Origin of the sequence: Ancylobacter sp., assembly GCF_965249975.1 — a bacterium.
In the GTDB taxonomy this organism is placed as follows: Bacteria; Pseudomonadota; Alphaproteobacteria; order Rhizobiales; family Xanthobacteraceae; genus Ancylobacter.
Genome location: NZ_CBDFNE010000003.1, coordinates 918613 through 944766 on the forward strand (window position 1 = coordinate 918613; position 26154 = coordinate 944766).

Annotated in this window: 21 protein-coding genes and 1 pseudogene; 14 read left to right on the forward strand and 8 right to left on the reverse strand. The window is 67.9% G+C overall.

Annotated features, from left to right (window positions below; genetic code table 11):
• Positions 1 to 93 precede the first annotated feature (93 nt).
• The 3 genes from ACP2AH_RS04505 to ACP2AH_RS04515 form a co-directional block, all read right to left on the reverse strand.
• Positions 94 to 1668, reverse strand: coding sequence for a tripartite tricarboxylate transporter permease (locus ACP2AH_RS04505; RefSeq protein WP_425104684.1), 1575 nt, complete (start codon positions 1666 to 1668; stop codon positions 94 to 96).
• Positions 1669 to 1678: 10 nt separating this feature from the next.
• Positions 1679 to 2179, reverse strand: a complete 501-nt coding sequence (locus tag ACP2AH_RS04510) for a tripartite tricarboxylate transporter TctB family protein (RefSeq protein ID WP_425104685.1) — start codon at positions 2177 to 2179, stop codon at positions 1679 to 1681.
• 78 nt (positions 2180 to 2257) lie between these two features.
• Positions 2258 to 3250 (reverse strand): tripartite tricarboxylate transporter substrate binding protein, encoded by a 993-nt coding sequence (locus tag ACP2AH_RS04515; protein ID WP_425104686.1) that lies wholly within the window; start codon positions 3248 to 3250, stop codon positions 2258 to 2260.
• Positions 3251 to 3731: 481 nt separating this feature from the next.
• Here ACP2AH_RS04515 and ACP2AH_RS04520 point away from each other — a divergent pair, with 481 nt between their 5' ends.
• From ACP2AH_RS04520 to ACP2AH_RS04545, 6 genes are read left to right on the forward strand one after another with little or no spacing between them, the layout of a single operon-like run.
• The gene (locus ACP2AH_RS04520) at positions 3732 to 4832 is read left to right on the forward strand and encodes an AbrB family transcriptional regulator (protein ID WP_425104687.1); all 1101 of its coding nucleotides are present in this window, start codon (positions 3732 to 3734) and stop codon (positions 4830 to 4832) included.
• Positions 4816 to 5610: an SDR family oxidoreductase gene (locus tag ACP2AH_RS04525; protein ID WP_425104688.1), complete on the forward strand. Its 795-nt coding sequence runs from the start codon at positions 4816 to 4818 to the stop codon at positions 5608 to 5610. The genes ACP2AH_RS04520 and ACP2AH_RS04525 overlap by 17 nt, the downstream gene beginning before the upstream one ends.
• 11 nt (positions 5611 to 5621) lie before the next feature.
• A complete protein-coding gene (locus ACP2AH_RS04530; protein WP_425104689.1) occupies positions 5622 to 6989 on the forward strand; it encodes an MmgE/PrpD family protein in 1368 nt (455 codons plus the stop codon).
• Between the two features lie 5 nt (positions 6990 to 6994).
• Positions 6995 to 8092: an isocitrate/isopropylmalate dehydrogenase family protein gene (locus ACP2AH_RS04535; RefSeq protein WP_425104690.1), complete on the forward strand. Its 1098-nt coding sequence runs from the start codon at positions 6995 to 6997 to the stop codon at positions 8090 to 8092.
• The gene (locus tag ACP2AH_RS04540; protein ID WP_425104691.1) at positions 8079 to 9185 is read left to right on the forward strand and encodes a tartrate dehydrogenase; all 1107 of its coding nucleotides are present in this window, start codon (positions 8079 to 8081) and stop codon (positions 9183 to 9185) included. Before ACP2AH_RS04535 ends, ACP2AH_RS04540 begins: the two co-directional genes overlap by 14 nt.
• 42 nt (positions 9186 to 9227) lie before the next feature.
• Positions 9228 to 9929, forward strand: a complete 702-nt coding sequence (locus tag ACP2AH_RS04545) for an FCD domain-containing protein (RefSeq protein WP_244377703.1) — start codon at positions 9228 to 9230, stop codon at positions 9927 to 9929.
• A gap of 194 nt (positions 9930 to 10123) precedes the next feature.
• Here ACP2AH_RS04545 and ACP2AH_RS04550 read toward each other — a convergent pair whose 3' ends face one another.
• Both ACP2AH_RS04550 and ACP2AH_RS04555 read right to left on the reverse strand, forming a co-directional pair.
• Positions 10124 to 11152, reverse strand: a complete 1029-nt coding sequence (locus ACP2AH_RS04550; RefSeq protein WP_425104692.1) for a PdxA family dehydrogenase — start codon at positions 11150 to 11152, stop codon at positions 10124 to 10126.
• 4 nt (positions 11153 to 11156) lie between these two features.
• Positions 11157 to 11894 carry an FCD domain-containing protein gene (locus ACP2AH_RS04555; RefSeq protein WP_244377707.1) on the reverse strand — a complete coding sequence of 246 codons (738 nt, stop codon included), beginning with the start codon at positions 11892 to 11894 and terminating at the stop codon, positions 11157 to 11159.
• A 309-nt stretch (positions 11895 to 12203) separates the two neighbouring features.
• Between ACP2AH_RS04555 and ACP2AH_RS04560 the strand changes: the two genes are divergently transcribed.
• Complete coding sequence (locus ACP2AH_RS04560; RefSeq protein ID WP_425104693.1) at positions 12204 to 13289, forward strand: tartrate dehydrogenase; 1086 nt, start codon at positions 12204 to 12206, stop codon at positions 13287 to 13289.
• A gap of 26 nt (positions 13290 to 13315) precedes the next feature.
• A complete protein-coding gene (locus ACP2AH_RS04565; RefSeq protein ID WP_425104694.1) occupies positions 13316 to 14743 on the forward strand; it encodes an MmgE/PrpD family protein in 1428 nt (475 codons plus the stop codon).
• A 62-nt stretch (positions 14744 to 14805) separates the two neighbouring features.
• Here the strand turns inward: ACP2AH_RS04565 and yghU are convergent, their stop codons facing one another.
• On the reverse strand, positions 14806 to 15672 hold the full coding sequence (gene yghU, locus ACP2AH_RS04570) for a glutathione-dependent disulfide-bond oxidoreductase (RefSeq protein ID WP_425104695.1): 867 nt from the start codon (positions 15670 to 15672) through the stop codon (positions 14806 to 14808).
• 193 nt (positions 15673 to 15865) lie between these two features.
• Between yghU and ACP2AH_RS04575 the strand changes: the two genes are divergently transcribed.
• Positions 15866 to 17629 carry a chloride channel protein gene (locus ACP2AH_RS04575; protein WP_425104696.1) on the forward strand — a complete coding sequence of 588 codons (1764 nt, stop codon included), beginning with the start codon at positions 15866 to 15868 and terminating at the stop codon, positions 17627 to 17629.
• Between the two features lie 3 nt (positions 17630 to 17632).
• Here the strand turns inward: ACP2AH_RS04575 and ACP2AH_RS04580 are convergent, their stop codons facing one another.
• On the reverse strand, positions 17633 to 19054 hold the full coding sequence (locus tag ACP2AH_RS04580) for a helix-turn-helix domain-containing protein (protein ID WP_425104697.1): 1422 nt from the start codon (positions 19052 to 19054) through the stop codon (positions 17633 to 17635).
• 142 nt (positions 19055 to 19196) lie between these two features.
• Between ACP2AH_RS04580 and ACP2AH_RS04585 the strand changes: the two genes are divergently transcribed.
• The 3 genes from ACP2AH_RS04585 (at position 19197) to ACP2AH_RS04595 (ending at position 23459) form a co-directional block, all read left to right on the forward strand.
• Positions 19197 to 19448 (forward strand): hypothetical protein, encoded by a 252-nt coding sequence (locus ACP2AH_RS04585; RefSeq protein WP_244377719.1) that lies wholly within the window; start codon positions 19197 to 19199, stop codon positions 19446 to 19448.
• 178 nt (positions 19449 to 19626) lie between these two features.
• Positions 19627 to 20925, forward strand: coding sequence for an isocitrate lyase (gene aceA, locus ACP2AH_RS04590; RefSeq protein WP_425104698.1), 1299 nt, complete (start codon positions 19627 to 19629; stop codon positions 20923 to 20925).
• Between the two features lie 347 nt (positions 20926 to 21272).
• Entirely contained in the window at positions 21273 to 23459 is a 2187-nt protein-coding gene (locus ACP2AH_RS04595) for a malate synthase G (RefSeq protein WP_425104699.1), read from the forward strand.
• A 77-nt stretch (positions 23460 to 23536) separates the two neighbouring features.
• On the opposite strand, the gene ACP2AH_RS04600 is transcribed toward ACP2AH_RS04595, so the two are convergent.
• Positions 23537 to 24151, reverse strand: a complete 615-nt coding sequence (locus tag ACP2AH_RS04600) for a nitroreductase family protein (protein ID WP_425104700.1) — start codon at positions 24149 to 24151, stop codon at positions 23537 to 23539.
• A gap of 179 nt (positions 24152 to 24330) precedes the next feature.
• On the opposite strand from ACP2AH_RS04600, the gene ACP2AH_RS04605 reads away from it, so the two are divergent.
• Both ACP2AH_RS04605 and ACP2AH_RS04610 read left to right on the forward strand, forming a co-directional pair.
• Positions 24331 to 24651: a GNAT family N-acetyltransferase gene (locus ACP2AH_RS04605; RefSeq protein ID WP_421697046.1), complete on the forward strand. Its 321-nt coding sequence runs from the start codon at positions 24331 to 24333 to the stop codon at positions 24649 to 24651.
• A gap of 179 nt (positions 24652 to 24830) precedes the next feature.
• Positions 24831 to 26154 (forward strand): annotated as a pseudogene (locus ACP2AH_RS04610) (hypothetical protein); the annotation flags it as partial.

A 26154-nucleotide genomic window follows, 5' to 3' on the forward strand; every position in this document is an offset into this window, starting at 1 on the left:
GATGGCACGCAACGTCGGAAAGCCCTCCCGGGCGCAACGAAAAAGGGCGGGTTCGCACCCGCCCTTTTGGCCGTCGCGGAAGAGAGGAAACCCTCAGCCCTTGCTCGGCGTCGTCTGCGCGGCGTGGGCGGCCGCCTCGTCGCGCAGCTTCTCCATGGCCAGGGCTTCGGCCGCTTCCGCCCGGTTCTGCTTGCGCTTGCCCCAGGCGGTCATGGCGAGAGAGGCGAACATCACGGCGAAGATCGCCATCGCCCCGGGCCGCTCCAGAACATAGAGCGGGTTGCCGCCGGAAAGCTGGTAGGAGCGCAGGAACTCCGTCTCCAGCATGCGCCCGAGCAGGATGCCGACCACCACCGCCGAGACCGGGTACTGGTAGCGGTTGAGCGCATAGCCGAGCAGGGCGAAGACGAACAGCGTGATCGGACCGGCCGCCTCGCCGGTCACCGCGAAGGTGCCGAGCGTGGCGATGACGAGGATCGCCGGCAGCACGTAGCGGGTGCGCACCTTCATGATGTTGGAGGCGACATAGATGAAGCCGATGCCCACCGCCAGCAGCACCACCGCCTGGACGATGTTGTTGAGGATGATGGCGTAGACCATCGGCTTCTGCGTCTCGATGAAGCTCGGGCCGGGCACGATGTTGTGCATCATGAAGGCCGCGATCAGGATCGCCGTCGCGCCGCCGCCGGGAATGCCGAGCGCCAGCATGGTGGCCATGGAGCCGCCCTCGCCGCTCGCCACCGCCGATTCCGCCGCGATCACGCCCTTCGGGTTGCCCTTGCCGAAGGTCGCGCTGTCCTTGGCGGTGCGCTTGGTCTCGGCATAGGCGATGAGGTTGCCGATGGAGGAGCCGACACCCGGCACCGCGCCGATGATGATGCCGATGATCGAGCCGCGCAGCAGCACGCCGGGATATTTCATCGTGCCCCAGCAGCCCTTGAGGATCTTGCGCAGGCTGACCTCGCGCGAGCCCTCCGCCTCGATGATGTAGTCGCGGCTGGCGAGGCTCAGCAACTGGCTCGCCGCCAGCAGACCGATCATCGCCGGGATCGGCGCGATACCGTCGAGCAGCACCGGCAGGCCCAGCGTGCCACGGGTGAAGCCGGCGGTGTTCATGCCCACCGTCCCGAGCAGGATGCCCAGCGCGGCGGCGAGCAGGCCGCGGCTGATATAGGCCGAGCCGAGCGAGCCCAGCAGCATCATGCCCCAGATCGCCACCGCGAACATTTCCACCGGCCCGATGCGCAAGACGATATCCGCCAGCGGCTCGATGACGAGCAGCAGCAAGACATAGCCGGCGATGCCGCACAATGTGGAGGCGAACAGCGCATAGCCCAGCGCCTCGTTATGCTCACCCTTCTGCGACATGGCGTAGCCGTCGAAGGTGGTGGCGAAGGACGATGGCGAGCCCGGTATGTTCATCAATATCGCCGGCACCGATCCGCCGAACCCCGCCCCGGTATAGACCGAGGTGAGGAAGACGATGGCCGAGAAGAAGTCCATGTAGAGCGACATCGGCAGAACGATCGCCATCGCCATGGTAATCGAAATGCCGGGAATGGCGCTGAAGACGAGGCCGACGACCAGGCCGGGGACGATCCACCCCCAGGACCCGGCCGACGTGAACATGATGCCGAGGGCATCATTGAAGGCGGAAAAGTCGATCATCGCGCGCGCCTCACAGCAGGGTGGTCGGCATGGGATAGGAGATCAGGGCGCGGAAGCCGTAGATCGTGACCAGCGTCACCACGAGCGAGAAGCCCAGCAGATGCAGCGGGCGCCGTTCGCCGCAGATCGCCATCGCCGCCGCCGCGAACAGGAAGATCGCGATGTCGTAGCCGATCACGTCGAGCAGGAAGACCATCAGGCCCAGCGACACGCCGAGCGCGGCCATGCGGATCACATCCGCGCGGTCCGTAGACAGCTTGATCGCGAAGGGATCGGCCTCGTCCGCCGGCTTTTCCGGCGAGCGGGCGTCCACCTTGTGGAAGCATTGCGGGAGAATGAACAGGTACAGCGCCAGCGCGAAGATCGCCACCGGCTGCACAAGCAGAAGATTGTTGATGCTGAGCGATACGCTGCGCGCGTCGAGAAGATACCAGAAGACCGCCGCCGCGATCAGCGTGATGAGTGCCAGATGGCCGTAGTCGATGGCGTAAGTCTTCCGACCGATACGCATCTTACTCTCCCTTCGTCAGAGGAGTGGGAGCGGGGCGGGTCGGAATTTTCTTCCGCCCGCCCCATGCGGTGCGGCGGCCTACTTCAGCAGGTCGACGTATTTCGCCATTTTGGCGGCGTTGTCGAGATAGGCCTTGTTGGAAGCGTCCGGCCCGTACCAGGTAGTGGCGAGCTCCTGCAGCTTCAGCGTCTCGATCGCCTTCGGGTTCTTGCTCGCCTTCTCGACCGCCGCAACGAGGATCTTGAAGATCTCCGGCTGCTCCTTCGTCAGCTTGGTCGAGACGGCCCAGCCGCGCTGCGAGCCTTCGACAAAGTCGGTCTTGAGCGTCGCGCCGATCAGCGGCGCGTCGGGGAACCACTCCACCTTCTCTGCGGCGAAGATGGCGAGCGGGCGGATCTTCGATTTCAGCGGCAGGAAGCCCTCGCCGCCGACGAAGCCGACATCCACCTGCGCGCCGGCGGTGGCGTTGCGGGCGGGGCCGCCGCCATCATAGGTGACGATGCGCAGCTTGGAGGGGTCGATACCCGCCGCCTGGAAGGCCAGCACCATGTTGGCATAGTCCGCCGAGGCCGGCTGAACGCCGATGCTGAGGCTGGACGGGTCCTTCTTCAGCTTCTCGATCACCTCGGCGAAGGTCTTCACCGGCCCGCCGGAAGAAGTCGCCGCCAGCGTGTAGTCACGCGACGGCAGGTTGATCATGGTGAAGTCCTCGACCTTATACGGCGCGTTCTGCAGCAGCACGGTCAGCGGAATATAGGGAGCGGCCGAGGTGCACAGGATCGAATAGCCGTCGGCGGGCTGGTTCAGCGCATAGGAATTGCCAAGCTGCGTGCCGGCGCCGGGCTTGTTGACGATGACGAGCGGCTGGCCGAGCTCCTGCTCCAGATAGGGCATGAAGGCACGGGACAAGCGGTCATTATAGCCGCCGGTGGCGAAGGGCACGATCACGTTGATCGGACGGCTGGGATAGGCCGCGGCGCGCAGGATGGACGGCATAGCGACCATGCCGGAGGCGACGGCGACACCGCCGGCCGAAATCTTGAACAGGTCTCTGCGTGTGAAATGGGTCATGTTTTCCTCCCGCCGTTCCATCTGGATGCGTTCGGCCGGCGAGCCATGAGCGGGCCGACCCGTGTGGATTAGGCGGGGGAAGACTGTCCCGGCTCCCGTCAACTGTCAACAGATTTGCAGTGAACTTTCCCTCCCCCCTCGGGACGCAAGGCGCGAGGCCCGTCGGCACGCCTCGGTGTCGTCCGGTAGCATGGCGCCCCTGCACCGTTGAAAACGCTAGGGAACGCAGTCTCAGCGTCGTAATCCGCGCCCGAACGCGATGGGAGAGCACGGTCGGCATCTGTTGACAGTTTTCATTCTCAGTGTCTCTATCGCCCCATGCCCTGCCGACGGCACCCGCCGCTGCGAGACAGGCGTCAATAACCGCCGCGCCAAACTGGGAGGCCGCCATGTCCGAATGCCCGCGCCAGAGCCGGAAACCGGCCTCCCACCTTGCCCGAATCATCCCGACCGGCTGTGCGCGGCCCGCCGGGCGCAGCTGATGGCGGCCGATTCCAAAGCACCCGCGCCGAGCCCGCGCGCCCCGTGGCGCGTCGCCTGGCTGCGGCTGATGGGCACCTATGCCGTCGCCGCCGCTGCGGGCTATGCCGCCTCGCTCATCCACATCCCCCTGCCCTGGATGCTCGGCCCACTCTTCGTCTGCGGCCTGCTGAACGTCTCCGGCGTGCCTTTGCAGGCCGGCTGGCATCTGCGCGAGATCGGGCAGGTCATTGTCGGCCTCGCCATCGGCATGCGCTTCACCCCGCATTTGCTGCTGGTGTCGCTGGAGCTGCTGCCGGCGATGCTGGTGGCGACGCTCTACATCATCCTCGCCACCTTCATCGGCGCGCTCATCATGCGCCCGCTGGCGCGCATCGACGCCACCACCGCCTTCTTCGCCACCGCCGCCGGCGGCATGGCCGATATGGCGGTGGTGGCGGCGGCGCGGGGGGGCGACACCAACGCCGTCTCCATCGTCCACGCGCTGCGGGTGACGACGGTGGTCAGCATCGTACCGTTCATGGTGTTCGCCTTCGGCGAGGCCGGCAACGTCACTTCCGTCGATCCCACCGCCTCGCAGGACCTGCTGCTGCTCGGCCTCGGCCTCGTCATCGCCTATCTCGGCGCGCAGGCGCTGCGCCCGACAGTGATCCCCAATCCCTGGCTGCTCGGCTCGCTATTGCCGAGCGCGGCGCTGGGCGCGTCGGGGCTCATGAATGTCGCGGTGCCCGGCATCCTCATCATCGCCGCGCAGATCATGATCGGGGTGTGGCTCAGCATGCGGTTCCGGCGCGACCTGTTCGTGCGCCTGCCGCGCGTCGCCGCCTCCGGCCTGCTGATCGGCGTGCTGCTCATCCTCGCCGCCGCGCTGGGGGCGGAGGGGCTCTCGCTCGCCACCGGCCTGCCGCTCACCACCAGCTTTCTCGCCCTCGCCCCGGCGGCGATCACCGAAATGGTGCTCACCGCCAAGGCAATGCACGCCGATGCCGAGCTGGTGACCGCCTTCCACATCGTCCGCATCGCGGTGATCTCGTCGACCATCCTGATCGTGTTCCGCGTCTACCGCTTCGTGCTGAGGAGCCATTATGAATCTGGGGTTTGACGGCCGCCGCGCCGTCATCGTCGGCGGCAGCTACGGCATCGGCGAAGCCACCGCCGCGATCCTGCTGCGCGAGGGCGCGCAGGTGATCATCGCCTCGCGCAGCCGCGACAATCTGGAGGCCGCCCGCGCCCGGTTGGAGACCGCCACCGGCCGCGCGCCCGAACTCTTCGTCGCCGATGTGGTGAAGGATGCCGCCTCGGCGATCGCACTGATGGACGAGGCGCACACGCGCTGGGGGGCGCTCGACATTCTCGTCAGCGCCATCGGGGGCAGCGTGCGGGCGGATTTCGACACGCTGAGCGATGAAGACTGGCTGGCGAGCTACGAATTCAACGTGCTCTCCACCGTGCGCGCCGTGCGCGCCGCATTGCCCCTGCTGGCGGCGGGCGATGCCCCGGCGGTGGTGACGCTGGGCGCGGCAGCGGCGAAGATGCCCTACGCCCACCAGATCATGACCAATGTCCACAAGGCCGGGCTGCTCGGCCTGGTCAAGACGCTGGCGCTGGAGCTTGGCGAAAAGGGTATCCGCATCAACGCGGTCGGGCCCGGCCGGACCAAGACCGCGCTCTGGATCAACCGCGCCACCAAGATGGCCGCCGAGCGCGGCGTGCCGGTGGACGCGATCTACGCCGAATTCGCGGAAGAAATCCCGCTGAAGCGCTTCGCCGAGCCGGACGAGATCGCGGTCATGGTCGCGTGGCTCGCCAGCCCGCTCGCCAGCTACATCACCGGCCAATCCATCAATGTCGACGGCGGCATCGCGCGCGGCCTCGTTTAAAGGAGAACAGAATGTCCCACAAAGACGTCACCCGCCAGCTCGCCGCCTGGATCGTCGGCTGCAAGCTCGGCGACATTCCCGCCTCGGTACAGACGGAGGGCGTGCGCACCTTCTTCAACTGGATGGGCTGCGCCGTCGGCGGCGCCCGCCACGAGACGGTGGATCGGGCGCTCGCCGGCATCTCGCCCTTCGCCGGCAAGCCGCAGGCGACCGTGATCGGGCGCGGCGAGCGGCTGGATGTACCGAACGCGGCGCTGATCAACGGCATTTCCTCGCATGTGCTGGACTATGACGACACCCATCTGAAGACCATCATCCACCCCGCCGGGCCGGTCGCCTCCGCCCTGCTGGCGGCGGCCGAATATCACCCGATGACCGGCGCGGACTTCCTCAATGCGCTGATCGTCGGCGTGGAAGTGGAATGCCGCATCGGCAACAGCGTCTATCCCGCCCATTACGATCGCGGCTGGCACATCACCGGCACGACAGGCGTGTTCGGCGCCGCCGCCGCCGTCGGCCACATGCTGAAGCTCGACGCCACCCAGATGACCTGGGCGCTCGGCATCGCCGCGACGCAGGCCTCGGGCCTGCGCGAAATGTTCGGCACCATGTGCAAGAGCCTGCACCCCGGCGCGGCCGCACGGAACGGCGCGCTCGCCGCCTTCCTCGCCAAGGCCGGCTTCGACAGCTCGCTGCAGGCGATCGAGGCGCCGCGCGGCTTCGCCAATGTGCTCTCCACCAAGCAGGATTATAACGAGATCCTCGGCGGGCTCGGCGAGACCTGGGAAGCCGGGCTCAACTCCTACAAGCCGTTCGCCTGCGGCATCGTCATCCACCCCACCATCGACGGCTGCCAGCAGTTGCGCGAGGAGCTGGGCGACGCGGTGAACGCCATCGCCGCCGTGCGCCTGCGCACCCATCCGCTGGTGCTGGAACTCACTGGCAAGCGCACGCCGAAGACCGGGCTGGAGACCAAGTTCAGCGTCTTCCACGCCGCCGCCTGCGCCCTGCTGCGCGGCGACGGTTCGCCCACCGCCTTCACCGACGAAGCCGCCAACGCGCCTGACATCATCGCCCTGCGCGACAAGGTCGACGCCACGTCCGACACCTCCATCCACGAAGCCTCGGTGGTGATCGAGGTGGAGTTCAACGACGGCCGCACGATCGAGAAGACCATCGACCGCGCCATCGGCAGCCATGACAAGCCGCTGAGCAATGAGCACCTCGCGCGCAAATTCGCCCACCAGTCGGCGCTGGTCGTCGGCGACGAGGTGACCGAGCGGCTGATGGCGCTGTGCTGGCGCCTGCCGGAACTCGCGGATGCCGGCGAGATCGCCCGCGCCTCGGTGCCGGCCGGCCTGCGCGACGCGGCGGAGTGAGCGCCGTGACCACGCATGCACCTCTGCGCATCGGCGTTCTCAATGGCGACGATATTGGCCATGAGATCGTCCCCGCCGCCCATGCCATCGCCGATGCGGCGGCACGGGCGAGCGGCCTCGCCATCGACTGGCGCCCCATGCCGCTCGGCCGCAAGGCGCTGGACGAGCTGGGCCACACCATGCCGCCGGGCACGCTGGAGACGCTCGGCACGCTCGACGGGTTCATCCTCGGCCCCATCGGTCATCAAGCCTATCCGAAGGTGCCGGAAGCGATCAATCCGCACCCGATCTTGCGCAAGAGCTTCGACCTGTTCGCCAATGTGCGGCCCACCCGCTCCTATCCCGGGCTGGGGTGCCTCTATGACGACATCGACCTCGTCATCGTGCGTGAGAACAATGAGGGCTTCCAGCCGGACCGCAACGTGGTCGCCGGCTCCGGCGAGTTCCGCCCGACGCACGACACCACCATCTCGGTGCGCGTCATCACCCGCGAGGGCAGCCGCAAGGTCGCCCGCGCCGCCTTCGAGATCGCCCGCGCCCGCAAGAAGCGGCTCACCGTCGTTCACAAGAACACCGTGTTCAAGCTCGGCTGCGGCATGTTCGTGGAAGAGTGCTACGAGGCCGGCAAGGAATTCCCCGATGTCGCCATCGAGGAAGTCATCGTCGACACCTTCGCCATGAAGCTGGTGCGCGAGCCGCAGCGCTTCGATGTCGTCGTCACAACCAACATGTTCGGCGACATCCTCACCGACGAGGCGGCCGGCCTCGTCGGCGGGCTCGGCATGGCGCCGGGCCTGTGCATCGGGCGCGGCGAGATCGCCATGGCGCAGGCCACCCACGGCTCGGCGCCCGATATCGCCGGCAAGGGCCTCGCCAACCCCTATGCGATGATCGAATCCACCCGGATGCTCATCGAGTGGCTCGGCCGCCGGCGCGGCATTCCCGCCGCCGCCGAGGCCAGCGCGCGGATGAAGGCGGCGATCGAGGCCGCGCTCGCCGATCCCGCCACCCGTACCCCCGACATTCGCGGCACCGGCACCCAAGCCGACATGACCCGCGCCATTCTTTCCCATCTGGAGACCCATACCCATGCGCCGGCATAAAATCGCGCTCATTCCCGGAGACGGCATCGGCTCCGACGTCATCAATGCCGGCCGCGAGGTGCTGGACGCGCTGGCGGCCAGCGATGGCGGCTTCGGCTTCGATTTCGAAAGCTTCGACTGGGGCTCCGACCGCTACCGCCGCGTCGGCACGATGATGCCGGAGGACGGCGTCGACACGCTGCGCGGCTTCGACGCCATCTATTTCGGCGCTGTCGGCGACCCCAAGATTCCCGACCACATCACCCTGTGGGAACTGCGCCTCGCCATCTGCCAGGGGCTCGACCAATACGCCAATGTCCGCCCCTCGCGCCTGCTGCCGAACATCACCGGCCCGCTGCGGCCGGAGCTCGGCAAGGACATCGACTGGGTAATCGTGCGCGAGAACAGCGAGGGCGAATATGCCGGCGCCGGCGGGCGGGCGCATCGCGGCCTGCCGATCGAGGTTGGCATCGATGTGTCGGTGTTCACCCGCACCGGCATTGAGCGCGTCTGCCGCTTCGCCTGCGAGCTCGCCATGTCGCGCCCGCGCAAGAAGCTGACCATCGTCACCAAGTCCAACGCCCAGCGTCACGGCATGGTGCTGTGGGACGAGGTGTGCAAAGGCGTTATCAAGGACTTTCCCGAACTCGATGTCGACTGGATGCTGGTGGACGCCATGACCATGCGGCTCGTGCTGCGGCCGGGCACGGTGGACACGGTGCTCGCCACCAATCTGCATGCCGATGTGCTCTCCGACCTCGCCTCGGCGCTGAGCGGAAGCCTCGGCATCGGCGCCACCGCCAATCTGGCGCCGGACCGCTCAACGCCTTCCATGTTCGAGCCGATCCACGGCTCCGGCTTCGACCTGATCGGCAAGGGCATCGCCAACCCGATCGGCTCCTTCTGGAGCGCGGTGATGATGCTGGAACATCTCGGCGAGACCGCCGCTGCCGCGCGGCTGATGGCGGCGATCGAACAGGTGACGGCGGAAGGCACCACGCTGACGCCCGATCTGGGCGGAACGGCAGGAACGGCCGAGGTGACGGCGGCGGTGATCGCGACCCTTCAACGTCAAAGTGTCGCAGCAGCCGGCACAACCCGGAGTGTGGCGTAAAATCTGGAAGCGTTCCAGCGCTGAATTGTTTACAATTGACCGATGAGCATCATAAGCGATTCCGCGCCCCTCAGCGATCTGTCAGTTGTGAAGAGCGTCTCGCTCACGAGCGCGCTCGAGAAGGAACTCGAGCGCCTCATTCTGACGGGCGAACTGGAGCCGGGGGTGCGGATCAACGAGATCCACCTCTCGAACCGCTTCGGCACCAGCCGTGGCCCGATCCGCGAGGCTACCCGCAGCCTCGAGGCCAAGGGCCTGGTCGAAGTCGTCCGCAATCGCGGCGTCTTCGTCCGGCGCCTCTCCGTCGAGGACGCGGTGGAAATCTACGATGTGCGCGCCGCACTGTTCGGTCAGGCCGGCCGGTTGCTCGCCGAGCGCATGACCGACGGGCTGCTCGCCGAGCTGACGCGGATGGTCGACGAGATGGATGCGGTCGCCGAGCGCGGCAGCTTTGACGATTACTACCCGCTCAATCTCGGCTTCCACAATCTCATCGTCGGCTCCTGCGGCAACCGCACGCTGCAAGCCGAATATCACCGCTTCGTCAACAAGCTGCACCTGTTCCGCGCCCGCGCGCTGGTGCAGGGCGGCGGCCTCGCCGTTTCCAATCGCGAGCATCGGGCGATGCTGGAAGCGCTGGCCTCCGGCGATGGCGACCGGGCGCAGATGACGCATTGGCGGCATGTGGCGCTGGCCAAGCGCCGTCTCATCGCCGCCGTCGACGGCCCGGCACGGCACGACTGAGTCTGCTCTTTCGAGCAACGGATCCCCAACTCGGCTTCGCTTCTGGAACAACGTCATCCTGAGGTGCCCGGCGTTTCGCCGGGCCTCGAAGGAGGCTGAAGCCGCACGCCCGATGATCCTTCGGGGCTCGGGCTGCGCCCGAGCCTCAGGATGACGCAGCACGGGCGAATGGTCGCCCCATGTCCGCCGCCCCCTCACGCAGCGGCGGCGCGGGCCTCGATCTTGCGGGCGGCGACGCGGGCGGCGAGGCGGACGGCGGACTGGAACGCGCCGATATCGGCGACACCCTTGCCGACAATGTCGAACGCCGTGCCATGCGCCGGGGTGGTGAACACCACCTCCAGCCCGGCGGTGATGGTCACGCCCTTGTTGAAGCCCTTCAGCTTGGTCGCGATCTGGCCCTGGTCGTGATACATCGCCAGCACGCTGTCATAGGCACCGGCAAAGGCCTTGAGATACACGGTGTCGGACGGGAACGGCCCTTCGCAGACGATGCCCTCCTTTGCCATCGCCTCGACCGCCGGCCGGATGAAGTCGATTTCCTCGGTGCCGAACAGCCCGCCCTCGCCGCCATGCGGGTTGAGCGCGGCGACCGCGATGCGCGGGCGGGCGATGCCGGCCTTGCGCATGGTCTCATCCGCCAGCCGCAGCGCGCCGCAGATGCTGTCATAGGTCACCCGGTCCAGTGCCGTGCGCAGCGAGACATGCGAGGTGACGCGCGTCATCCACTGGCCTTCCAGCACGTTCATTTCGCTGAACGGGCCCTTATGGTCGAGCAGATGCGCGAACATCTTGTGCTCGTCCGGGAAGCGCCAGCCGCCCTTGAACATGGCCTGCTTGTTGAGCGGGGCGAAGCACACGCCGTCGACCTCGCCGGCCTTGGCGAAGTCGATGGCGCGGGCCAGCGTGTCGCCGGTCAGCCGGCCGGACTCGGGATTGGCGACGCCGAGCGGGAACAGGTCGGGGTCGGTATTGCCCAGATCGACCATGGGAATGCCGGGCGCGCTCCAGTCCACCGCGCCGGGCGAGGCGTAGCGCACCAGGTTCAGGCTGACCCCGGCATGGCGCGCGCCCATGTCCAGCACCCGCGCGTCGCCCACCACGACGATCCGCGCCTCACCGTCGAATCCGCCCTCGCTCAGCAGGCGCGCGGTCTGTTCCGGGCCGATGCCGGTACAATCGCCGGGGGTGAGGGCGAGAATGGGGAGAGGATGCGCGGTCATGAAACTACCTGTCCTTAGGGCGTGACTGTCGGGGGTCGAGCGGGCCGGGCCGCGCCTCGGTGGCGCTGTCGTCTTCCAGCGTGCGCAGGAAGCGCGCCTTGCCGGCGAGGATGTGCCGCTCCAGCAGCCGGGCGGCACCGGTGCCGTCGCTCTGGCGCAGTGCCTCGAAAATGGCCTTGTGCTCGTCATTGGAGGTGCGCATCGAGCCGGGCAGCACCAGCCCGCGCCGGCGGAACAGGTGCAGTTCCGCTTCCAGCAGCGGATAGAGCTCGATCAGCTTGTCATTGTCGGAGGCGAGCACGACCTGGCGGTGGAACTCGTTGTTCAGCGTGTAGAAGGTGGCGATGTCGGGCGCCTCGATCGCCGCGTCCATCTGCGCGATCAGTTCCGCCATCTCACGCAGTTGCACCGTGGTGATGATGGCCGCGGCCAACCGCCCGGCGGTGCCGAACAGGCCGGCGCGGATATCGTAGAGGTCCAGCGCCTCCTTGGTGGAGACCTCGCGGACGAAGAAGCCGCGATTGAGTTCGCTGCGCAGCAGGCCGATCTGCTCCAGCGCCCGGCACGCCTCGCGCACCGGGCCCCGGCTGATGCCGAGCCGCAGCGCCAGCGTGCTTTCATTGATGCGCGTGCCGCCGGTGAGCTCGCCGGTGCCGATCATCCGCTCGATCTCGCGCTGGATCAGCGGCACGAAGGAGGCGGTGCGGGGCGTGCGCGGGGGAGGAGCGACGGGGCGTAGCATGGCGCCATTTCGCCGTCAGAATCGCCAATTGTCAACAATGATAGCCAAAATAGGCTCAGTGACGGCGCAGGCGGGGAGTCCCGCGCTGCCGCTGGGGAAGCACGCACGACCCTTGGAATACCGCAGGCGAAGCGTTGAAAAATCGCGCTTTTCTATGGAATCAGCCACTTTCTTCGCAGCAGACTTCTACCTCGGGCACGCTGCAGCACATGGAAAAATTGTTGACAGTTGGCGAGACGTTGAACACTGTCCTGCCGCACACGTCGCGGTGCCGCCGCCGAAATCCCGCCTGATCTCCAAGGAGTTCCCATGACGACCTATTCCATAGCGGTCATTCCCGGCGACGGGATCGGCAATGAGGTGGTGCCGGAGGCGCAGCGCGTTCTGGAGGCGGCGAGCCGCATTGGCGGCTTCTCCTTCGACTGGACCCATTATGACTGGAGCTGCGAGCGCTTCGCCAAGACCGGGGCGATGATGCCCGCCGATGGCTTGCAGCAGATCCGCCACAAGGACGCGATCTTCCTCGGCGCCGTCGGCTTTCCCGGCGTGCCGGATCATGTCTCGCTCTGGGGCCTGCTGATCCCGATCCGCCGCAGCTTCAACCAATATGTGAATCTGCGCCCGGTGAAGCTGCTCGCCGGCGTCGAAAGCCCGCTGAAGGGCCGCGAGGCCGGCTCGATCGACTTCTATGTCGTGCGCGAGAACAATGAGGGCGAGTATTCCTCCATTGGCGGCCGGCTCTATGAGGGGCTGGAGGACGAGCTGGTGATGCAGCAGTCCATCTTCACCCGCCGTGGCTGCGACCGGGTGATGCGCTACGCCTTCGAGCTGGCCAAGGGCCGCAAGCAGCACGTCACCTCGGCCACCAAGTCGAACGGCATCAGCCATACCATGCCGTATTGGGACGAGCGCTTCGCCGCGATCTCGAAGGAATATCCCGGCTTCACCACCGATCAGTTCCACATCGACATTCTCACCGCGCATTTCGTCCGCAACCCGGACTGGTTCGACGTGGTGGTCGCTTCCAACCTGTTCGGCGACATCCTGTCCGATCTCGGCCCGGCGGTGGTCGGCTCCATCGGCATCGCGCCCGGCGGCAACATCAACCCGGAGAAGGACTACCCCTCCATGTTCGAGCCGGTGCACGGCTCGGCGCCGGATATCGCCGGCAAGGGCATCGCCAATCCGATCGGCCAGATCTGGTCGGGGGCGATGATGCTGCGCCATCTCGGCGAGGAAGCGACCGCCAGCGCCATCGAAAAGGCGATCGAGGACGTGCTCGCCCGCCGCGACAGCCTCACCCGCGATCTCGGCGGCACCGCCGGCACGCGCGAACTCACCGACGCCATCATCGGCGCCCTGCCTTCCGTCGCCGCCCGCGCCCCGGCCGCCTGACGCCCGACATAAAGAGGAAACGCCCCATGACGCTGCACCAGACCAACCCCGCCCAGGCCCAGCCCATTGTCGAGGGCCTGACCCAGGACGTGGCCGAATTCGTCGTTGGCACCTCCTATGCCGACCTCCCGGCCGACGTGGTCGAACTCGGCAAGAAGTCGATCCTTGATGGCATCGGCCTCGCGCTCTCTGGCTCGGTGGCGAAAAGCGGCGAGCACATCCAGGCCTATCTCAAGGGCCTCGGCATCCAGGAAGGGCCGGCCACCGTCATCGGCACGTCGCTGAAGGTGCCGCCGCGCTTCGCCGCCTTCGCCAATGGCGTCGGCATCCATGCCGATGATTATGACGACACCCAGCTCGCCGTCGCCAAGGACCGCGTCTATGGCCTGCTCACCCACCCGACTGCGCCGGCCCTGCCGGCCGCGCTCGCCGTGGCGGAAGCCGCCGGCACCTCCGGCACGGAGATGATGCTGGCCTATCACCTCGGCGTCGAGGTGGAGTGCAAGATCGCCGAGGCCATCAACCCGCGCCACTATCAGCACGGCTTCCATGCCACCGCGACCTGCGGCACCTATGCCGCCGCCGCCGCCGCCGGCAAGCTCAAGGGGCTGAATGTCGAGCAGATGGTGCGCGCCTTCGGCTGCGCCGGCAGCCAGTCGGCCGGACTGCGCGAGAATTTCGGCACCATGATGAAGCCGTTCCACGCCGGCCGCTCCTCGGAGAGCGGCGTGGTGGCGGCCGATTTCGCCGCGCTGGGCTGGACCACCACCGACAAGATCCTGGAAGCGCCGCGCGGCTTCTTCCAGGCGGCGGGCGGCGGCTTCGATCCGACCGCGATCGTCGGCAAGCTCGGCCAGCCCTGGACCTTCGCCTCGCCGGGCGTCTCCATCAAGCCGCATCCGTCGGGCTCGCTCACCCATCCCGGCATGACCAAGATGCTGGAACTGATCCGCACCCACTCCATCAAGGCCGAGGATGTCGAGCGCGTGGATGTCGGCACCAACCAGAACATGCCGAACGCGCTGATCCATCATCGCCCGAAGAACGAGCTTCAGGCCAAGTTCTCCATGGAATTCTGCATGGCCATCCTGCTGCTCGACGGGCGCGGCAGCCTTCCGGAATTCACCGACGAGACGGTGGAGCGGGACGATGTGAAGGCGATGATCGAGCGGGTGAATTTCCATGTCCACCCGGAGGCGGAAGCCGCCGGCTACGACAAGATGACCACCATCATCGACATCCACATGAAGGACGGCCGTACCATTTCCGGCCGCTCCGACTTCGGCAAGGGCAGCCCTGCCAACCCGATGACCTATGACGAGGCCGCCGACAAGTTCCGCGGCTGCGCCGAATTCGCCAAATGGGACAAGGCCAAGACCGAGTCCATCGTCGAGACGGTGCGCCGGCTGGAGCAGCTGCGCGATATCCGCGAGCTCACGCGCCTCTGCGCCTGACGCCGCCCCGTCGCGAGGAAGGGCGCCCCTGCCCCGGGGCGCCCTTTTTCATGCCCGCGCGGTCAGCCCTCCAGCTTGTCCTGCGTCCGCGTGTCGAAATCGCCGGCGTCGTGGCGCTCGCGCAGCTGTTCTGCCGGCTCGCCGGTCATGCGGTTGACCATGCGCCCGCGCTTCACCGCCGGCCGGGCGAACAGCTCATCCGCCCAGCGCAGGACGTTGGTGTATTCGTGCCCGGAGAGGAAGGTGCCGGCATCGCCATAAGCCCAGCCCTTCACCAGCGCGCCATACCAGGGCAGCACCGCCATATCGGCGATGGTGTAGTCGTCGCCGGCGAGATAGCGGGTCTCGGCAAGCCGCCGGTCCAGCACGTCGAGCTGGCGCTTGGCCTCCATGGCGTAGCGGTCGATGGCGTATTCGATCTTCACCGGCGCATAGGCGTAGAAATGGCCGAAGCCGCCGCCGAGGAAGGGCGCGCTGCCCATCTGCCAGAACAGCCAGGAAAGGCATTCGGCGCGCTTGACCGGCTCGGTCGGCAGGAAGGCCCCGAACTTCTCGGCGAGATGCAGCAGGATGGCGCCGGATTCGAACACCCGGATCGGCGTGTCGCCGGAGCGGTCCATCAGCGCCGGGATTTTCGAGTTCGGGTTGACCTCGACAAAGCCGGAGCCGAACTGCTCGCCCTCGCCGATCTTGATCAGCCAGGCGTCGTATTCCGCCCCGGTGTGGCCGGCGGCGAGCAGCTCCTCGAACAGGATCGTCACCTTCTGCCCGTTCGGCGTGGCGAGTGAATAGAGCTGGAACGGGTGCTTGCCCACCGGCAGCGCCTTCTCATGCGTCGCCCCGGCGGTCGGGCGGTTGATATTGGCGAAGGCGCCGCCATTGGCCTGGTTCCAGACCCAGACCTTGGGCGGGGTGTAGGTATCGGACATTAGGGGTTCTCCATGCGCGGCGGCCGGCCCGCAGGCGGCGCCGAATCCGTGGGACGTCGGGCGTGACTTTAGCCGGCCCGGCGGCGCGGTCATCCCCACGCCCATCACATCGCGGCGACGCGACCCAAGGTCAGGCGTTGCGCCCGGCCGCGTCCTTGCCTAGTGAGGCATCAGGGATTTGGGCGAGCGGGACGTGACCTCCGACAGCACCAGCGGCGAGGACGGAATGCCCCGGGGCCTGCGCCGGCTGGTGCGGGCGAGCGAACTCGGCGTCGTCGCCCTCGCCGCATTGGTCGGCGTGGCCGCCGGGCTGGTCGTCATCGCCATGAACATGGCGCTGCAGGGCCTGCACGAACTGCTGTTCCGCATTCCCACCGCCAGCCATCTCTCGACCACGGCCGGCGTCCCCGCCGTCCTGCTGCTGCTGGTGCCCACGCTTGGCGGCCTCGCCTTCGGCCTGTGCGTGCGGGCCTTTCTGCGCACGCGGGCCAGCCCGCCGGTCGACCCCATCGAAGCCAATGCGCTGCATGGCGGGCGCATGTCGCCGGGCGACAGCCTCATTGTCGCGCTGCAGACGCTGTTCTCCAGCGGGGTCGGGGCGTCCGTGGGTCTGGAGGCCGGCTATACCCAGGCGGCGGCCGGCCTCGCCTCCTGGTTCGGCCGGGTGTTTCATGTCCGGCGCGGGGATTTGCGCCTGCTGGTCGGCTGCGGCGCCGGCGCGGCCATCGGCGCGGCGTTCGACGCGCCGCTGATGGGTGCGTTCTATGGCTTCGAGCTGGTGCTCGGCACCTATGCCATTCCCGCCTTCGTGCCGATGATGACGGCAACCTTCGCCGCTTCCCTCACCCAGCAGCTGCTGGCGCCCCCGCACCACACGCCCCTGCCCGCGCTGAACGCCCCGCAGCTGTCCGATCTGCCCTCGGTGCTGCTGCTCGGCTTTTTCTGCGCGCTGGTCGGCATCGCCGTCATGCGCGGGGCGACGCTGGTGGAAGCCGGTTTCCGCCGCTCCGCTTTGCCCGCCTGGCTGCGCCCGGCCGTGGGCGGTCTCCTCGTCGGCGCCCTCGCTTTGTGGAACCCGGCGGTGCTCTCGGCCGGGCATGGCGCGGTCTATCACTTCCTCGCCGCCGATACCGGGCCGACGCTCGCCGCCCTGCTGCTGGTGGCGAAGGTCACGGCCTCCTCCGTCTCCATCGGTGCCGGCTTTCGTGGCGGCCTGTTCTTCGCTTCGCTGCTGATGGGGGTGATGGCGGGACGTGTCTTCGCCGGCGGCATGAGCCTGATCCTGCCCGATCTTGTCACCGCCCACGCCTTCTACGCGCTGATCGGCATGAGCGCGCTCGCCGTCGCGGTGGTCGGCGGGCCGATGACCATGACGCTGCTGGCGCTGGAAATGACCGGCAATCTGCAATTGACCCTGTCGGTGCTGGCGGCGGCCGGCACCGCCTCGCTGGCGACGCGGCTGCTGTTCGGCTTCTCCTTCGCCACTTGGCGCTTCCATCTGCGCGGCGAGAATATTCGCGGCGCGCATGATGTCGGCTGGCTGCGCGAACTCACCGTCGCCACGCTGATGCGCCGCGAGGTGCCGCTGATCGATGTCGATACCCCGCTGAGGGAGGCCCGCCGGCGCTACCCGCCCGGCGCCACCGCCGCTCTTGTCGCCACCGCGAATGGTCGCTATGCCGGCATGATCGCGCCCGCCGCACTGTTCGAGCCTGTGGAGGACGACGCGCCCGCCCGCCTGCGCCCGCTGCTGCGCCACACCGACACCACGCTGGGCCCGACCACCACGCTGCGCGAGGCGCTGGGCCTGTTCGAGCGCAGCGAGGCCGACGCGCTGGCCGTCACCCTGCCCGATGGCACGGTGGCCGGCGTGCTCAGCGAGGCGCAGGCGGTCAAGCGCTACAGCGACGAGATGCGCCGGCGGCTCAGCGAGGTCACCGGCGAGAAGATCGGGTGAAACTCACAAACCCCGCCGCGCCGGGGCGTAGAAGCTCTCCGACATGTCGATCTCGTTCAGGGTGAAGCGGTGGTCGGTCGGCGGCTGGGCGCGCTGCTCGCAGTCGAGCCGCGGGCAGATGCGGCAGCCCACCCCGATCGGCACGGTCTGCGAGGGATCGGAAAGGTTCATGCCGTCGGAATAGACCATCTGGTGCGCGTGGCTGATATGGCAGCCCAGCCCGATGGAGAGGTGCCGGCGCGGCGCATTGTGCCGGTGCCCGCCTTTGGTGATCGACTTGGCGATGCAGAAATAGCGCTGACCTTCCGGCATCTGGCTCAGCTGCACATTGATCCGCTCGGGGTGGAAGAAGGCGGCATAGACATTCCACCGCGGGCAGGCGCCGGAATGGCGGGAAATATGGATGCCCGACAGCGAGAAGCGCTTGGAGATGTTGCCGGCGATGTCGGTGCGCACGAGATGCAGCGGGATGCCGCTGCGCCCCGGCCGCTGCAGCGTGGTCATGCGATGGCACACCTGCTCGAAGCTGGTGCGGAAACGGCGCTGGATGCGCTCGATGTCGTAGCGCGTCTCCTGACAAGCGGCGAGGAACGGCTCATAGGGCATGACCAGCGCCGAGGCGAAATAGCTCGCCAGCGCGTTGCGGGTGACGATGGGCGCATCGTCCGGCAGGTTGGCGGCGGCGATCAGCTCGTCGATCTGCCGCGACGCCGCGAGCAGGCCGAGCTGGTGGGCGACCACGAACAGCGCCGATTCCGGCGGCAGCACCTCGGCGGTGATGAGTTCATGCGCGCCCGCATCATAGCGCCGGGCGATGCCGGCGGGCAGCGAGGCGGAGCGCCAGTTGAGGCCGAAGACATTGGCGAGATAGGTCTTCAGCCCGTGCTCGAAGGAATCCGAGGCGAAGTCGATATCGTGGCGGATGCGCTCTGCCTCCGCTTCCAGCGTGGGGAAGTAGTTGGCGTTCTCCTGGATGAAATCGGAGACCGCGTCGGTGGAGGAGTGATAACCGCCCTCCCCCTCGATCGCCCCCGTGGCGCCGGTGCGGTGCGCCTCACGCAGCGTCTTGAACTGGTCGTAGAGCCGCACCACCGCCCGGCCAATGGCAGGATTTGAGGAGGCGAGGTCGCGTATGTCCTGGTTGGTCAGCGCGTTCTCGGCGAACAATTCGTCGCTGAACAGCTCCATCAGGTCGCCGACGAGGCGGGTCTCGTCATTCTCCACCAGCTCGCCCGGCTCGATGCCGAAATAGCCCGCCAGCTTCATCAGCAGCGGCACGGTGATGCGGCGGCGATTATGCTCGATGAGGTTGAGATAGCTCGCGGAAATGCCGAGCGCGCCGGCAAGGTCCGCCTGCGAGATGCGCTTGGCGCGGCGCAGCCTCTGCACGCGGCTGCCGATACGCGGTTCACTGGTGGCGAGCATGGCCCGGCCCTTTGCTGGCTTTACAAAACCGACCTGTAAACTTTACAAGCCTTATCAGCTTAACACGCTCAAATCATTATCTTTCTTGCCTTTCGAAGTCGACTGTTAAATCTTTACATCACACCCGCAGGGAGGAATTGACATGAGCGCGAGCACCGACACCCGCACCAATATGGGTGAAGAGGAATTCATCACCATCATCGGCGGCGACGCCGAAGAGATCGGCCAGGTCTTCCGCGACCAGGGGCTGGCGGCGAAGGATTTCACCATCGTCCACCGCATCGGCCGGCACCGCATCGCCATGGCCCCCGGCCAGGACGACATGAACGCCCTCGTCGGCGCCCTGCTCGGCGGCCGTCTGGTGGCGGCGACCTACACAAGGCGCGCACGCTAAGCGATGGCCGCCCGCCCCCGCTTCCGCCCGCCCCGCCTCGCCCCGCTCGACCTCGTGCCGCGCGACTTCAGGCCCCCCCGCGTCGAGGACGCGCGACGCGGCGTGGCCGGCGCGGGAGCCGCCCCCTCCTCGGCCCCCGCGTCTCTCTCTTCTTCCGATCTTGCTTCAGGAAACGACCATGCTGGACCAGACTCGCCCCCACTCGCCCGACAGCTTCCCCGCCCCGAGCTGGGCGCCCGACCGCTGGCGCGGCATTCATCGCAGCTACACCCCCGCTGACGTCGCTCGTCTCGCCGGCTCGCTGCGCATCGAGCACACGCTCGCCGCCAATGGCGCCCGCCGTCTCTGGGACCTGCTGCAGACCCAGGCCTTCGTGCCGACCATGGGCACCTATACCGGTATCCAGGCGGTGCAGCAGGTGAAGGCCGGGCTGGAGGCGATCTATCTCTCCGGCTGGCAGGTGGCGGCGGACGGCAATTCCGCCGGCGACATGTACCCCGACCAGAGCCTCTACCCCGTCGACAGCGTTCCCGCCGTGGTCCGGCGAATCAACAAGGCGCTGATGCGCGCCGACCAGATCCAGACCATGGAGCGCGCGGACGGCGCCAAGGGCCCGCAGCACGACTTCTTCGTGCCGATCATCGCCGATGCCGAAGCCGGCTTCGGCGGCCAGCTCAACGCCTATGAACTGACCAAGGCGCTGATCGAGGCCGGCGCGGCGGCGGTGCATTTCGAGGACCAGCTGGCCTCGGAGAAGAAGTGCGGCCATCTCGGCGGCAAGGTGCTGGTGCCCACCCGCCAATTCGTGCGCACGCTGAACGCCGCCCGCCTCGCGGCCGACGTGCTCGGCGTGCCGACCGTCATCATGGCGCGCACCGATGCGGAATCGGCCCGGCTCATCACCTCGGACGTGGACGAGCTGGACCGGCCCTTCATCACCGGCGAGCGCACGCAGGAAGGTTTCTACCGCTACAATGGCGGCTTCGAGGCCGGCATCGCCCGCGCCATCGCCTATGCGCCCTATGCCGACCTACTGTGGTGCGAGACCTCGACCCCCAGCCTCGACGACGCCCGCCGCTTCGCCGAAGGCGTGCACCGTGTGCATCCGGGCAAGATGCTCGCCTATAACTGCTCGCCGTCCTTCAACTGGGCCAAGCATATGGACAAGGCGCAGATGAAGACCTTCCAGGCCGAGCTGGGGGCCATGGGCTACAAGTACCAGTTCATCACGCTGGCCGGCTTCCACAACCAGTGCTTCACCACCTTCGAGCTGGCGCGGCGCTACCGGGAAGACGGCATGGCCGCCTATTCCGAGCTGCAGCAGCGCGAATTCGCAGCGGAAGCGCAGGGCTTCACCGCCACGCGCCACCAGCGCGAAGTGGGCACCAGCTATTTCGACGCCATCGCCACCGTGCTGAGCGAAGGCCTGAGCGCGACCACGGCGATGCAGGACTCGACCGAGACCGCCCAGTTCTGAGGCGCACCACCTTGTCACCCCGGGGCGGCGCATGCCGCGCGCCCGGTGGCGGTTCGGGGAAAACCGCCACCGGGTCCGGCGCGAGCCGGACATCCCCGGGGTGACATTTTCGTTGTTCCGGCCCTCCTCGCCCCAAATGACGCTTGGTCAACCCAGGGGTGATTTTCACCCTTCGCTGCAACGCAAACGCAGCGAGAGGCGTTGTCGGGTAAGGATTGCCCCTTGCATCGCGGCCGCATCCGACTATCTGCGATGTTGCGCCGCACCCGCACTTTTGTTTATGTGAATGCACAGCTGTGCCGCCGGCTCGCGGCAACCGGCCATCCGCTCGCGTGAAGGGACCCGTTATGACTCATACCGACGTCGCCGGCCTGAAGGTCGATTCCGCCCTTGTCGATTTCATCAATAATGAAGCCATTCCCGGCACCGGGGTGGACAAGGCCGCCTTCTGGGAGAGCTTCGCCGGCATCGTGCGCGACTTCGCCCCGCGCAATGCGGAACTGCTCGCCCGCCGCGACGAATTGCAGGCGCAGATCGACGCCTGGCACCGCGCCCACCGCAACAAGCCGATCGACCCCGTCGCCTATGAGGTGTTCCTGGCGGAGATCGGCTATCTGCTGCCGGAGCCGGACGCCTTCGAGGTCGTCACCGACAAGGTGGACGAGGAACTCGCCCGCATTCCCGGCCCGCAGCTGGTGGTGCCGGTCACCAATGCCCGCTACGCGCTGAACGCCGCCAATGCCCGCTGGGGCAGCCTCTATGACGCGCTGTACGGCACTGACGCGCTCCCCGAGGACGGCGGCGCCACCCGCTCCAACGGCTTCAACGCGGTCCGCGCCCGGCGCGTGATCGAGAGCGCCCGCGCCTTTCTCGACGAGAGCGTGCCGCTGGTCGCGGGCAGCCATGCCGACGCCGTGGCTTACCGCGTCACCAAGGGCGCGCTGGAAGTCGAGCTCGCCTCCGGCACCCGCACCGCGCTGAAGGACCCCGCTCAATTCGCCGGCTTCGATGGCGCAGCCGAGGCGCCGACTTCCGTGCTGCTGGTCAATCACGGCCTGCACATCGACATCGTCATCGACCGCGCCCACCGCATCGGCGCCACCGACGCCGCCGGCATCGCCGACATCGTCATCGAGGCGGCGGTGACCACCATCGTCGATTGCGAGGACAGCGTCGCGGCGGTGGACGCGCAGGACAAGGTGCTGGTCTATCGCAACTGGCTCGGCCTGATGAAGGGCACGCTCAGCGCCAGCTTCGCCAAGGGCCGCGAGACGGTCGAGCGCAGCCTCGCCGCCGACCGCCGCTACACCGCGCCCACCGGCGAGGAACTCACCCTGCACGGGCGCAGCCTGATGCTGGTGCGCAATGTCGGCCAGCACATGATGACGGATGCCGTGCTGGACGCGCAGGGCCGGGAGATTCCCGAGGCCATTCTCGATGCCGCCGTCACCTCGCTGATCGCGCTGCACGACCTCAAGGGCCAAGGCGAGCTGCGCAACAGCCGCGCCGGCTCCGTCTACATCGTCAAGCCGAAGATGCACGGCCCGGAGGAGGTCGCCTTCGCGGTGGACCTGTTCGCCCGTGTCGAGCAGGCGCTGGGGCTCGACCTCAACACGCTGAAGATCGGCATCATGGATGAGGAGCGCCGCACCAGCGCCAACCTCTCCGCCTCCATCCGCGCCGCCCGCGAGCGCGTGGTGTTCATCAACACCGGCTTCCTCGACCGCACCGGTGACGAGATCCACACCTCGATGGAAGCGGGCCCGATGGTGCGCAAGAACGAGATGAAGGCGCAGGCCTGGATCAAGGCCTATGAGGACAACAATGTCGATGCCGGCTTGGAGGCCCATCTCGACGGCCATGGCCAGATCGGCAAGGGCATGTGGGCGATGCCCGACCGCATGGCCGACATGATCGCGCAGAAGGTCGCCCATCCGCTCGCCGGCGCCAACACCGCCTGGGTGCCCTCGCCCACCGCCGCCACGCTGCACGCGCTGCACTACCACAAGGTGGACGTGTTCCAGCGGCAGGCGGAACTGCGCCACCGCAAGCGCGCCGCGCGCCGCGACCTGCTCACCATCCCCGTGGTCGACCGCGGCAATTGGGAGCCGGCGGCCGTGCAGGAGGAACTGGACAACAACATCCAGGGCATTCTCGGCTATGTCGTGCGCTGGGTCGACCAGGGCGTCGGCTGCTCCAAGGTGCCGGACATTCACGATGTCGGGCTGATGGAAGACCGCGCGACGTTGCGCATCTCCTCCCAGCACGTCGCCAACTGGCTGATGCACGGCGTGGTCACGGCCGAGCAGGTGGAAGAGACGCTGCGCCGCATGGCGAAGGTGGTCGACGGCCAGAACGCGGGCGACCCCGCCTATGTGCCAATGGCCCCGTCCTATGACGGCTTCGCCTTCCGCGCCGCCCGCGATCTTATCTTCGAAGGCCGCGCCCAGCCCAACGGCTACACCGAATTCGTGCTCACCCGCCGCCGCCGCGAGGCCAAGCGTGCGCAGGCTGAAGCTCAGGCCGCCGCCTGATCCACCGTTCGAGGAAGCGCCAAAACGCCAAGCGCCTGAAGAAGAGGCCGTCCCGCTGTGCCGGGGCGGCCTTTTTTTTATGGCTCCGATGGCGACCAGCGCGTGGTGAGCGCCGCTACATCCGGGCGCGGGCGGTCGGCGGGGGCCTCCTTGGCGGAGCCGATGTGGAGGATGCCGGCCACCCGCTCACCCACCCCCACGCCGAGAATCGTGAGCGCCGCCTGGTGCGTCGCCGCCCAGCCCGTGACCCAGATGCCGTCGAACCCCATCGCCGCCGCGCCGGTCAGCAGGTTCATGCACACGGCGCCGGCGGAAAGCTCCTGCTCGAAGGCGGGAATGGCGCTGCCCGCCACCGGGCGGCTCACCACCACCACCGCCAGCGGGGCGGGAAACAGCCGGCCCATGATGGCGGCGAACTTTTCCCGCTTCTCCTCCGGCATATGCCCGTTGTGGTCGCGATAGGCCTGCGCCAGCCGCGCCCCGATCTCGGCGCGCGCCGCGCCTTCGATGAAGATGAAGCGCCACGGCGTCAGCATGGCATGATCGGGCACGCGGGCGGCGATGGTCAGCAGCCGCTGCGTCTGCCCCGCATCCGGCCCCGGCGCCTGCAGGCCGGCGGCGGCAACCGAGCGGCGGGTTTCCAGCAGCGCGAGCGTTTCCGGTGAGGGCGGGCGGCGGGTCGACGCGATCATGGGCACTCTCTTCCCTGCGGAGGAGCCCGCGCTATATCGGAGCCAGCCGATAATTTCACCCCGCAGGCCGAAACGGGGGGCGACGCTGCGTCCGTTTTGGTCGACAATATCCCACCGGCGCCCACTCAATCACGGCATCCGCTCACGAACCCGAACCGGGCGCCCCCAAGGAGACCAGCATGAGCATCAACGGCGAAATCCCGGTGCGGGACAACCGCGCCGCCGATCGGTTCGAAATCGAGCAGGACGGCCAGCTCGCCATTGCGCAGTACATTCTCGCGCATGACCACATCATCTTCACCCACACCGAAGTGCCGCCGGAACTCGGTGGGCGCGGCCTCGCCACCAAGCTGGTCGAGGCTGGCCTCGCCAGCGCCCGCCAGCGTGGCCTGGCCGTGGTGCCGCGCTGCTCGGTGTTCGGTCGCTACATGATGAAGCACCCCGAGACGCACGACCTGATGCCGGCCGAAATCCGCGCCACGCTCGGCCTTCCGGCCTGACGCGCCGCTCCCCCGGCAGGCAAAGCGCCGGGGGAGCCGCCACATTACCGCCGGGAAATCTGCCGCCTCATACCGTTCGTTAACGCTGTTCGCCTAACCATATGGCACGGCCTCGACGGCGCCTCGCGCGCCGGGCGCGGCAGGCTCAACGGCAGTAGTGGCAAAGGTTTCAGCGTCCCATGCGTAATCCGGCGCGTCCCTCCGATCCGAATGCGGACAAGGCTTCCGAGTCGAAGGCGAGCGCCCAGACTCACGTGTTCTCCCGCGCCAATCCGCAGGTGACCTACGCCCCGCCGCCGCCCAAGGCGCCGAAGCCGTCGGCCTCCCCCGTGGCGAAGGCGCCCCCCGTGGCCAAGGCGCCCATCGTCGCGCCGCAGCACGAAATGGTGCCGAGCTGGCTGCAGCCCTTCACCATGCCGCCCAACACGCGCTTCACCCGCACGCCGGATTATCTGATGCGCCAGCCGGTGGCGGCGCCGCAGCCGGAAGCACCGGCGACCGCGACCGCCATCGTCGCCCCACCGCGCCCCTCGCAGACGCCGGTGCTGCGCGTGCCGCCGCGCAAGCCGCCGCTCGGCGCCGCGCCGAAGCCGCTCATCGTCGCCCATGCCCGGCGCGCGCTCTCGGCCCAGCCCGAGGTGGTGCCGGCCGCGCCCGTCACGAAGCCGATGCCCGCCGCGCCGTCGGCAGGGCCGGCGGCGAAGATCGGCGCCCCGAGCGCGACGAAGAACGTGACCAGCAACGCGACGACGCGTGCGGCCCAGCCGCCTGTCGCGCCGGCGCCGAAGCCGGTGGCGACGCCGGTCGCCTCCATGATCCAGTTCGGCTACGACACGCCGCCGGTGATCCCGGCCGCCCTCACGCCCGCCGCCGCCTGGGTGCCGGAAGCGCCGTTCACCGCCGCCAATGATGTCGCGGATGTCTACGACCTCATCCCGCTGGAAGACGGCGCCTATGAGGACGAATTCCCCGAGGAGGAGCGCCTGCTCGCCGCGCGCTATGGCGCCGCGCGGGCTCCCGCCGCGCCCACGGCCGACGCTCCAACTCCCACCATCGACGCCTCGCTTGGGGAAGACGCCCCGGTCTCCGCCGCGCCGGCTTTCGTCGCGCAGGATGAGACGGACGAGTTCGCGTCGGAGGATGACGGCTTCGAGGATGAGGATTTCGCCGAGGAGACGGACGAGGATTTCTCGGACGAAACCGAGGACGATACCGCCGGTGAAGACGCCGTCGAGGACAACGCGGCTGAGGACGACGCGCCCGTCGCAGCCGTCTGGGCCGCCGATGAAGAGCTGCCTGCCGAGGGCGACCAGGCGAACGAGGCCGTGAGCGAGGAACCCGCCGCGCCGGCCGCTATCATGGGCGGCTTCTCCGGCTATAGCGCCACGCCGGCCGATCTCTCCTTCTCCTGGCCGATGTTCGGCATGGTGGCGGTCTCCACCGCCCCGCAGCCCCAGGCCTCCGTTGCGCCCGCGCCGGTCACCCCGCCCGCACCCGTCGCGG

Bases quoted from the DNA above. Each gene is read 5' to 3' on its own strand.
- ACP2AH_RS04505 (WP_425104684.1), bottom strand. From the start codon at position 1,668: ATGATCGACTTTTCCGCCTTCAATGATGCCCTCGGCATCATGTTCACG.
- ACP2AH_RS04510 (WP_425104685.1), bottom strand. From the start codon at position 2,179: ATGCGTATCGGTCGGAAGACTTACGCCATCGACTACGGCCATCTGGCA.
- ACP2AH_RS04515 (WP_425104686.1), bottom strand. From the start codon at position 3,250: ATGACCCATTTCACACGCAGAGACCTGTTCAAGATTTCGGCCGGCGGT.
- ACP2AH_RS04520 (WP_425104687.1), top strand. From the start codon at position 3,732: ATGGCGGCCGATTCCAAAGCACCCGCGCCGAGCCCGCGCGCCCCGTGG.
- ACP2AH_RS04525 (WP_425104688.1), top strand. From the start codon at position 4,816: ATGAATCTGGGGTTTGACGGCCGCCGCGCCGTCATCGTCGGCGGCAGC.
- ACP2AH_RS04530 (WP_425104689.1), top strand. From the start codon at position 5,622: ATGTCCCACAAAGACGTCACCCGCCAGCTCGCCGCCTGGATCGTCGGC.
- ACP2AH_RS04540 (WP_425104691.1), top strand. From the start codon at position 8,079: ATGCGCCGGCATAAAATCGCGCTCATTCCCGGAGACGGCATCGGCTCC.
- ACP2AH_RS04545 (WP_244377703.1), top strand. From the start codon at position 9,228: ATGAGCATCATAAGCGATTCCGCGCCCCTCAGCGATCTGTCAGTTGTG.
- ACP2AH_RS04550 (WP_425104692.1), bottom strand. From the start codon at position 11,152: ATGACCGCGCATCCTCTCCCCATTCTCGCCCTCACCCCCGGCGATTGT.
- ACP2AH_RS04555 (WP_244377707.1), bottom strand. From the start codon at position 11,894: ATGCTACGCCCCGTCGCTCCTCCCCCGCGCACGCCCCGCACCGCCTCC.
- ACP2AH_RS04560 (WP_425104693.1), top strand. From the start codon at position 12,204: ATGACGACCTATTCCATAGCGGTCATTCCCGGCGACGGGATCGGCAAT.
- ACP2AH_RS04565 (WP_425104694.1), top strand. From the start codon at position 13,316: ATGACGCTGCACCAGACCAACCCCGCCCAGGCCCAGCCCATTGTCGAG.
- yghU (WP_425104695.1), bottom strand. From the start codon at position 15,672: ATGTCCGATACCTACACCCCGCCCAAGGTCTGGGTCTGGAACCAGGCC.
- ACP2AH_RS04580 (WP_425104697.1), bottom strand. From the start codon at position 19,054: ATGCTCGCCACCAGTGAACCGCGTATCGGCAGCCGCGTGCAGAGGCTG.
- ACP2AH_RS04585 (WP_244377719.1), top strand. From the start codon at position 19,197: ATGAGCGCGAGCACCGACACCCGCACCAATATGGGTGAAGAGGAATTC.
- aceA (WP_425104698.1), top strand. From the start codon at position 19,627: ATGCTGGACCAGACTCGCCCCCACTCGCCCGACAGCTTCCCCGCCCCG.
- ACP2AH_RS04595 (WP_425104699.1), top strand. From the start codon at position 21,273: ATGACTCATACCGACGTCGCCGGCCTGAAGGTCGATTCCGCCCTTGTC.
- ACP2AH_RS04600 (WP_425104700.1), bottom strand. From the start codon at position 24,151: ATGATCGCGTCGACCCGCCGCCCGCCCTCACCGGAAACGCTCGCGCTG.
- ACP2AH_RS04605 (WP_421697046.1), top strand. From the start codon at position 24,331: ATGAGCATCAACGGCGAAATCCCGGTGCGGGACAACCGCGCCGCCGAT.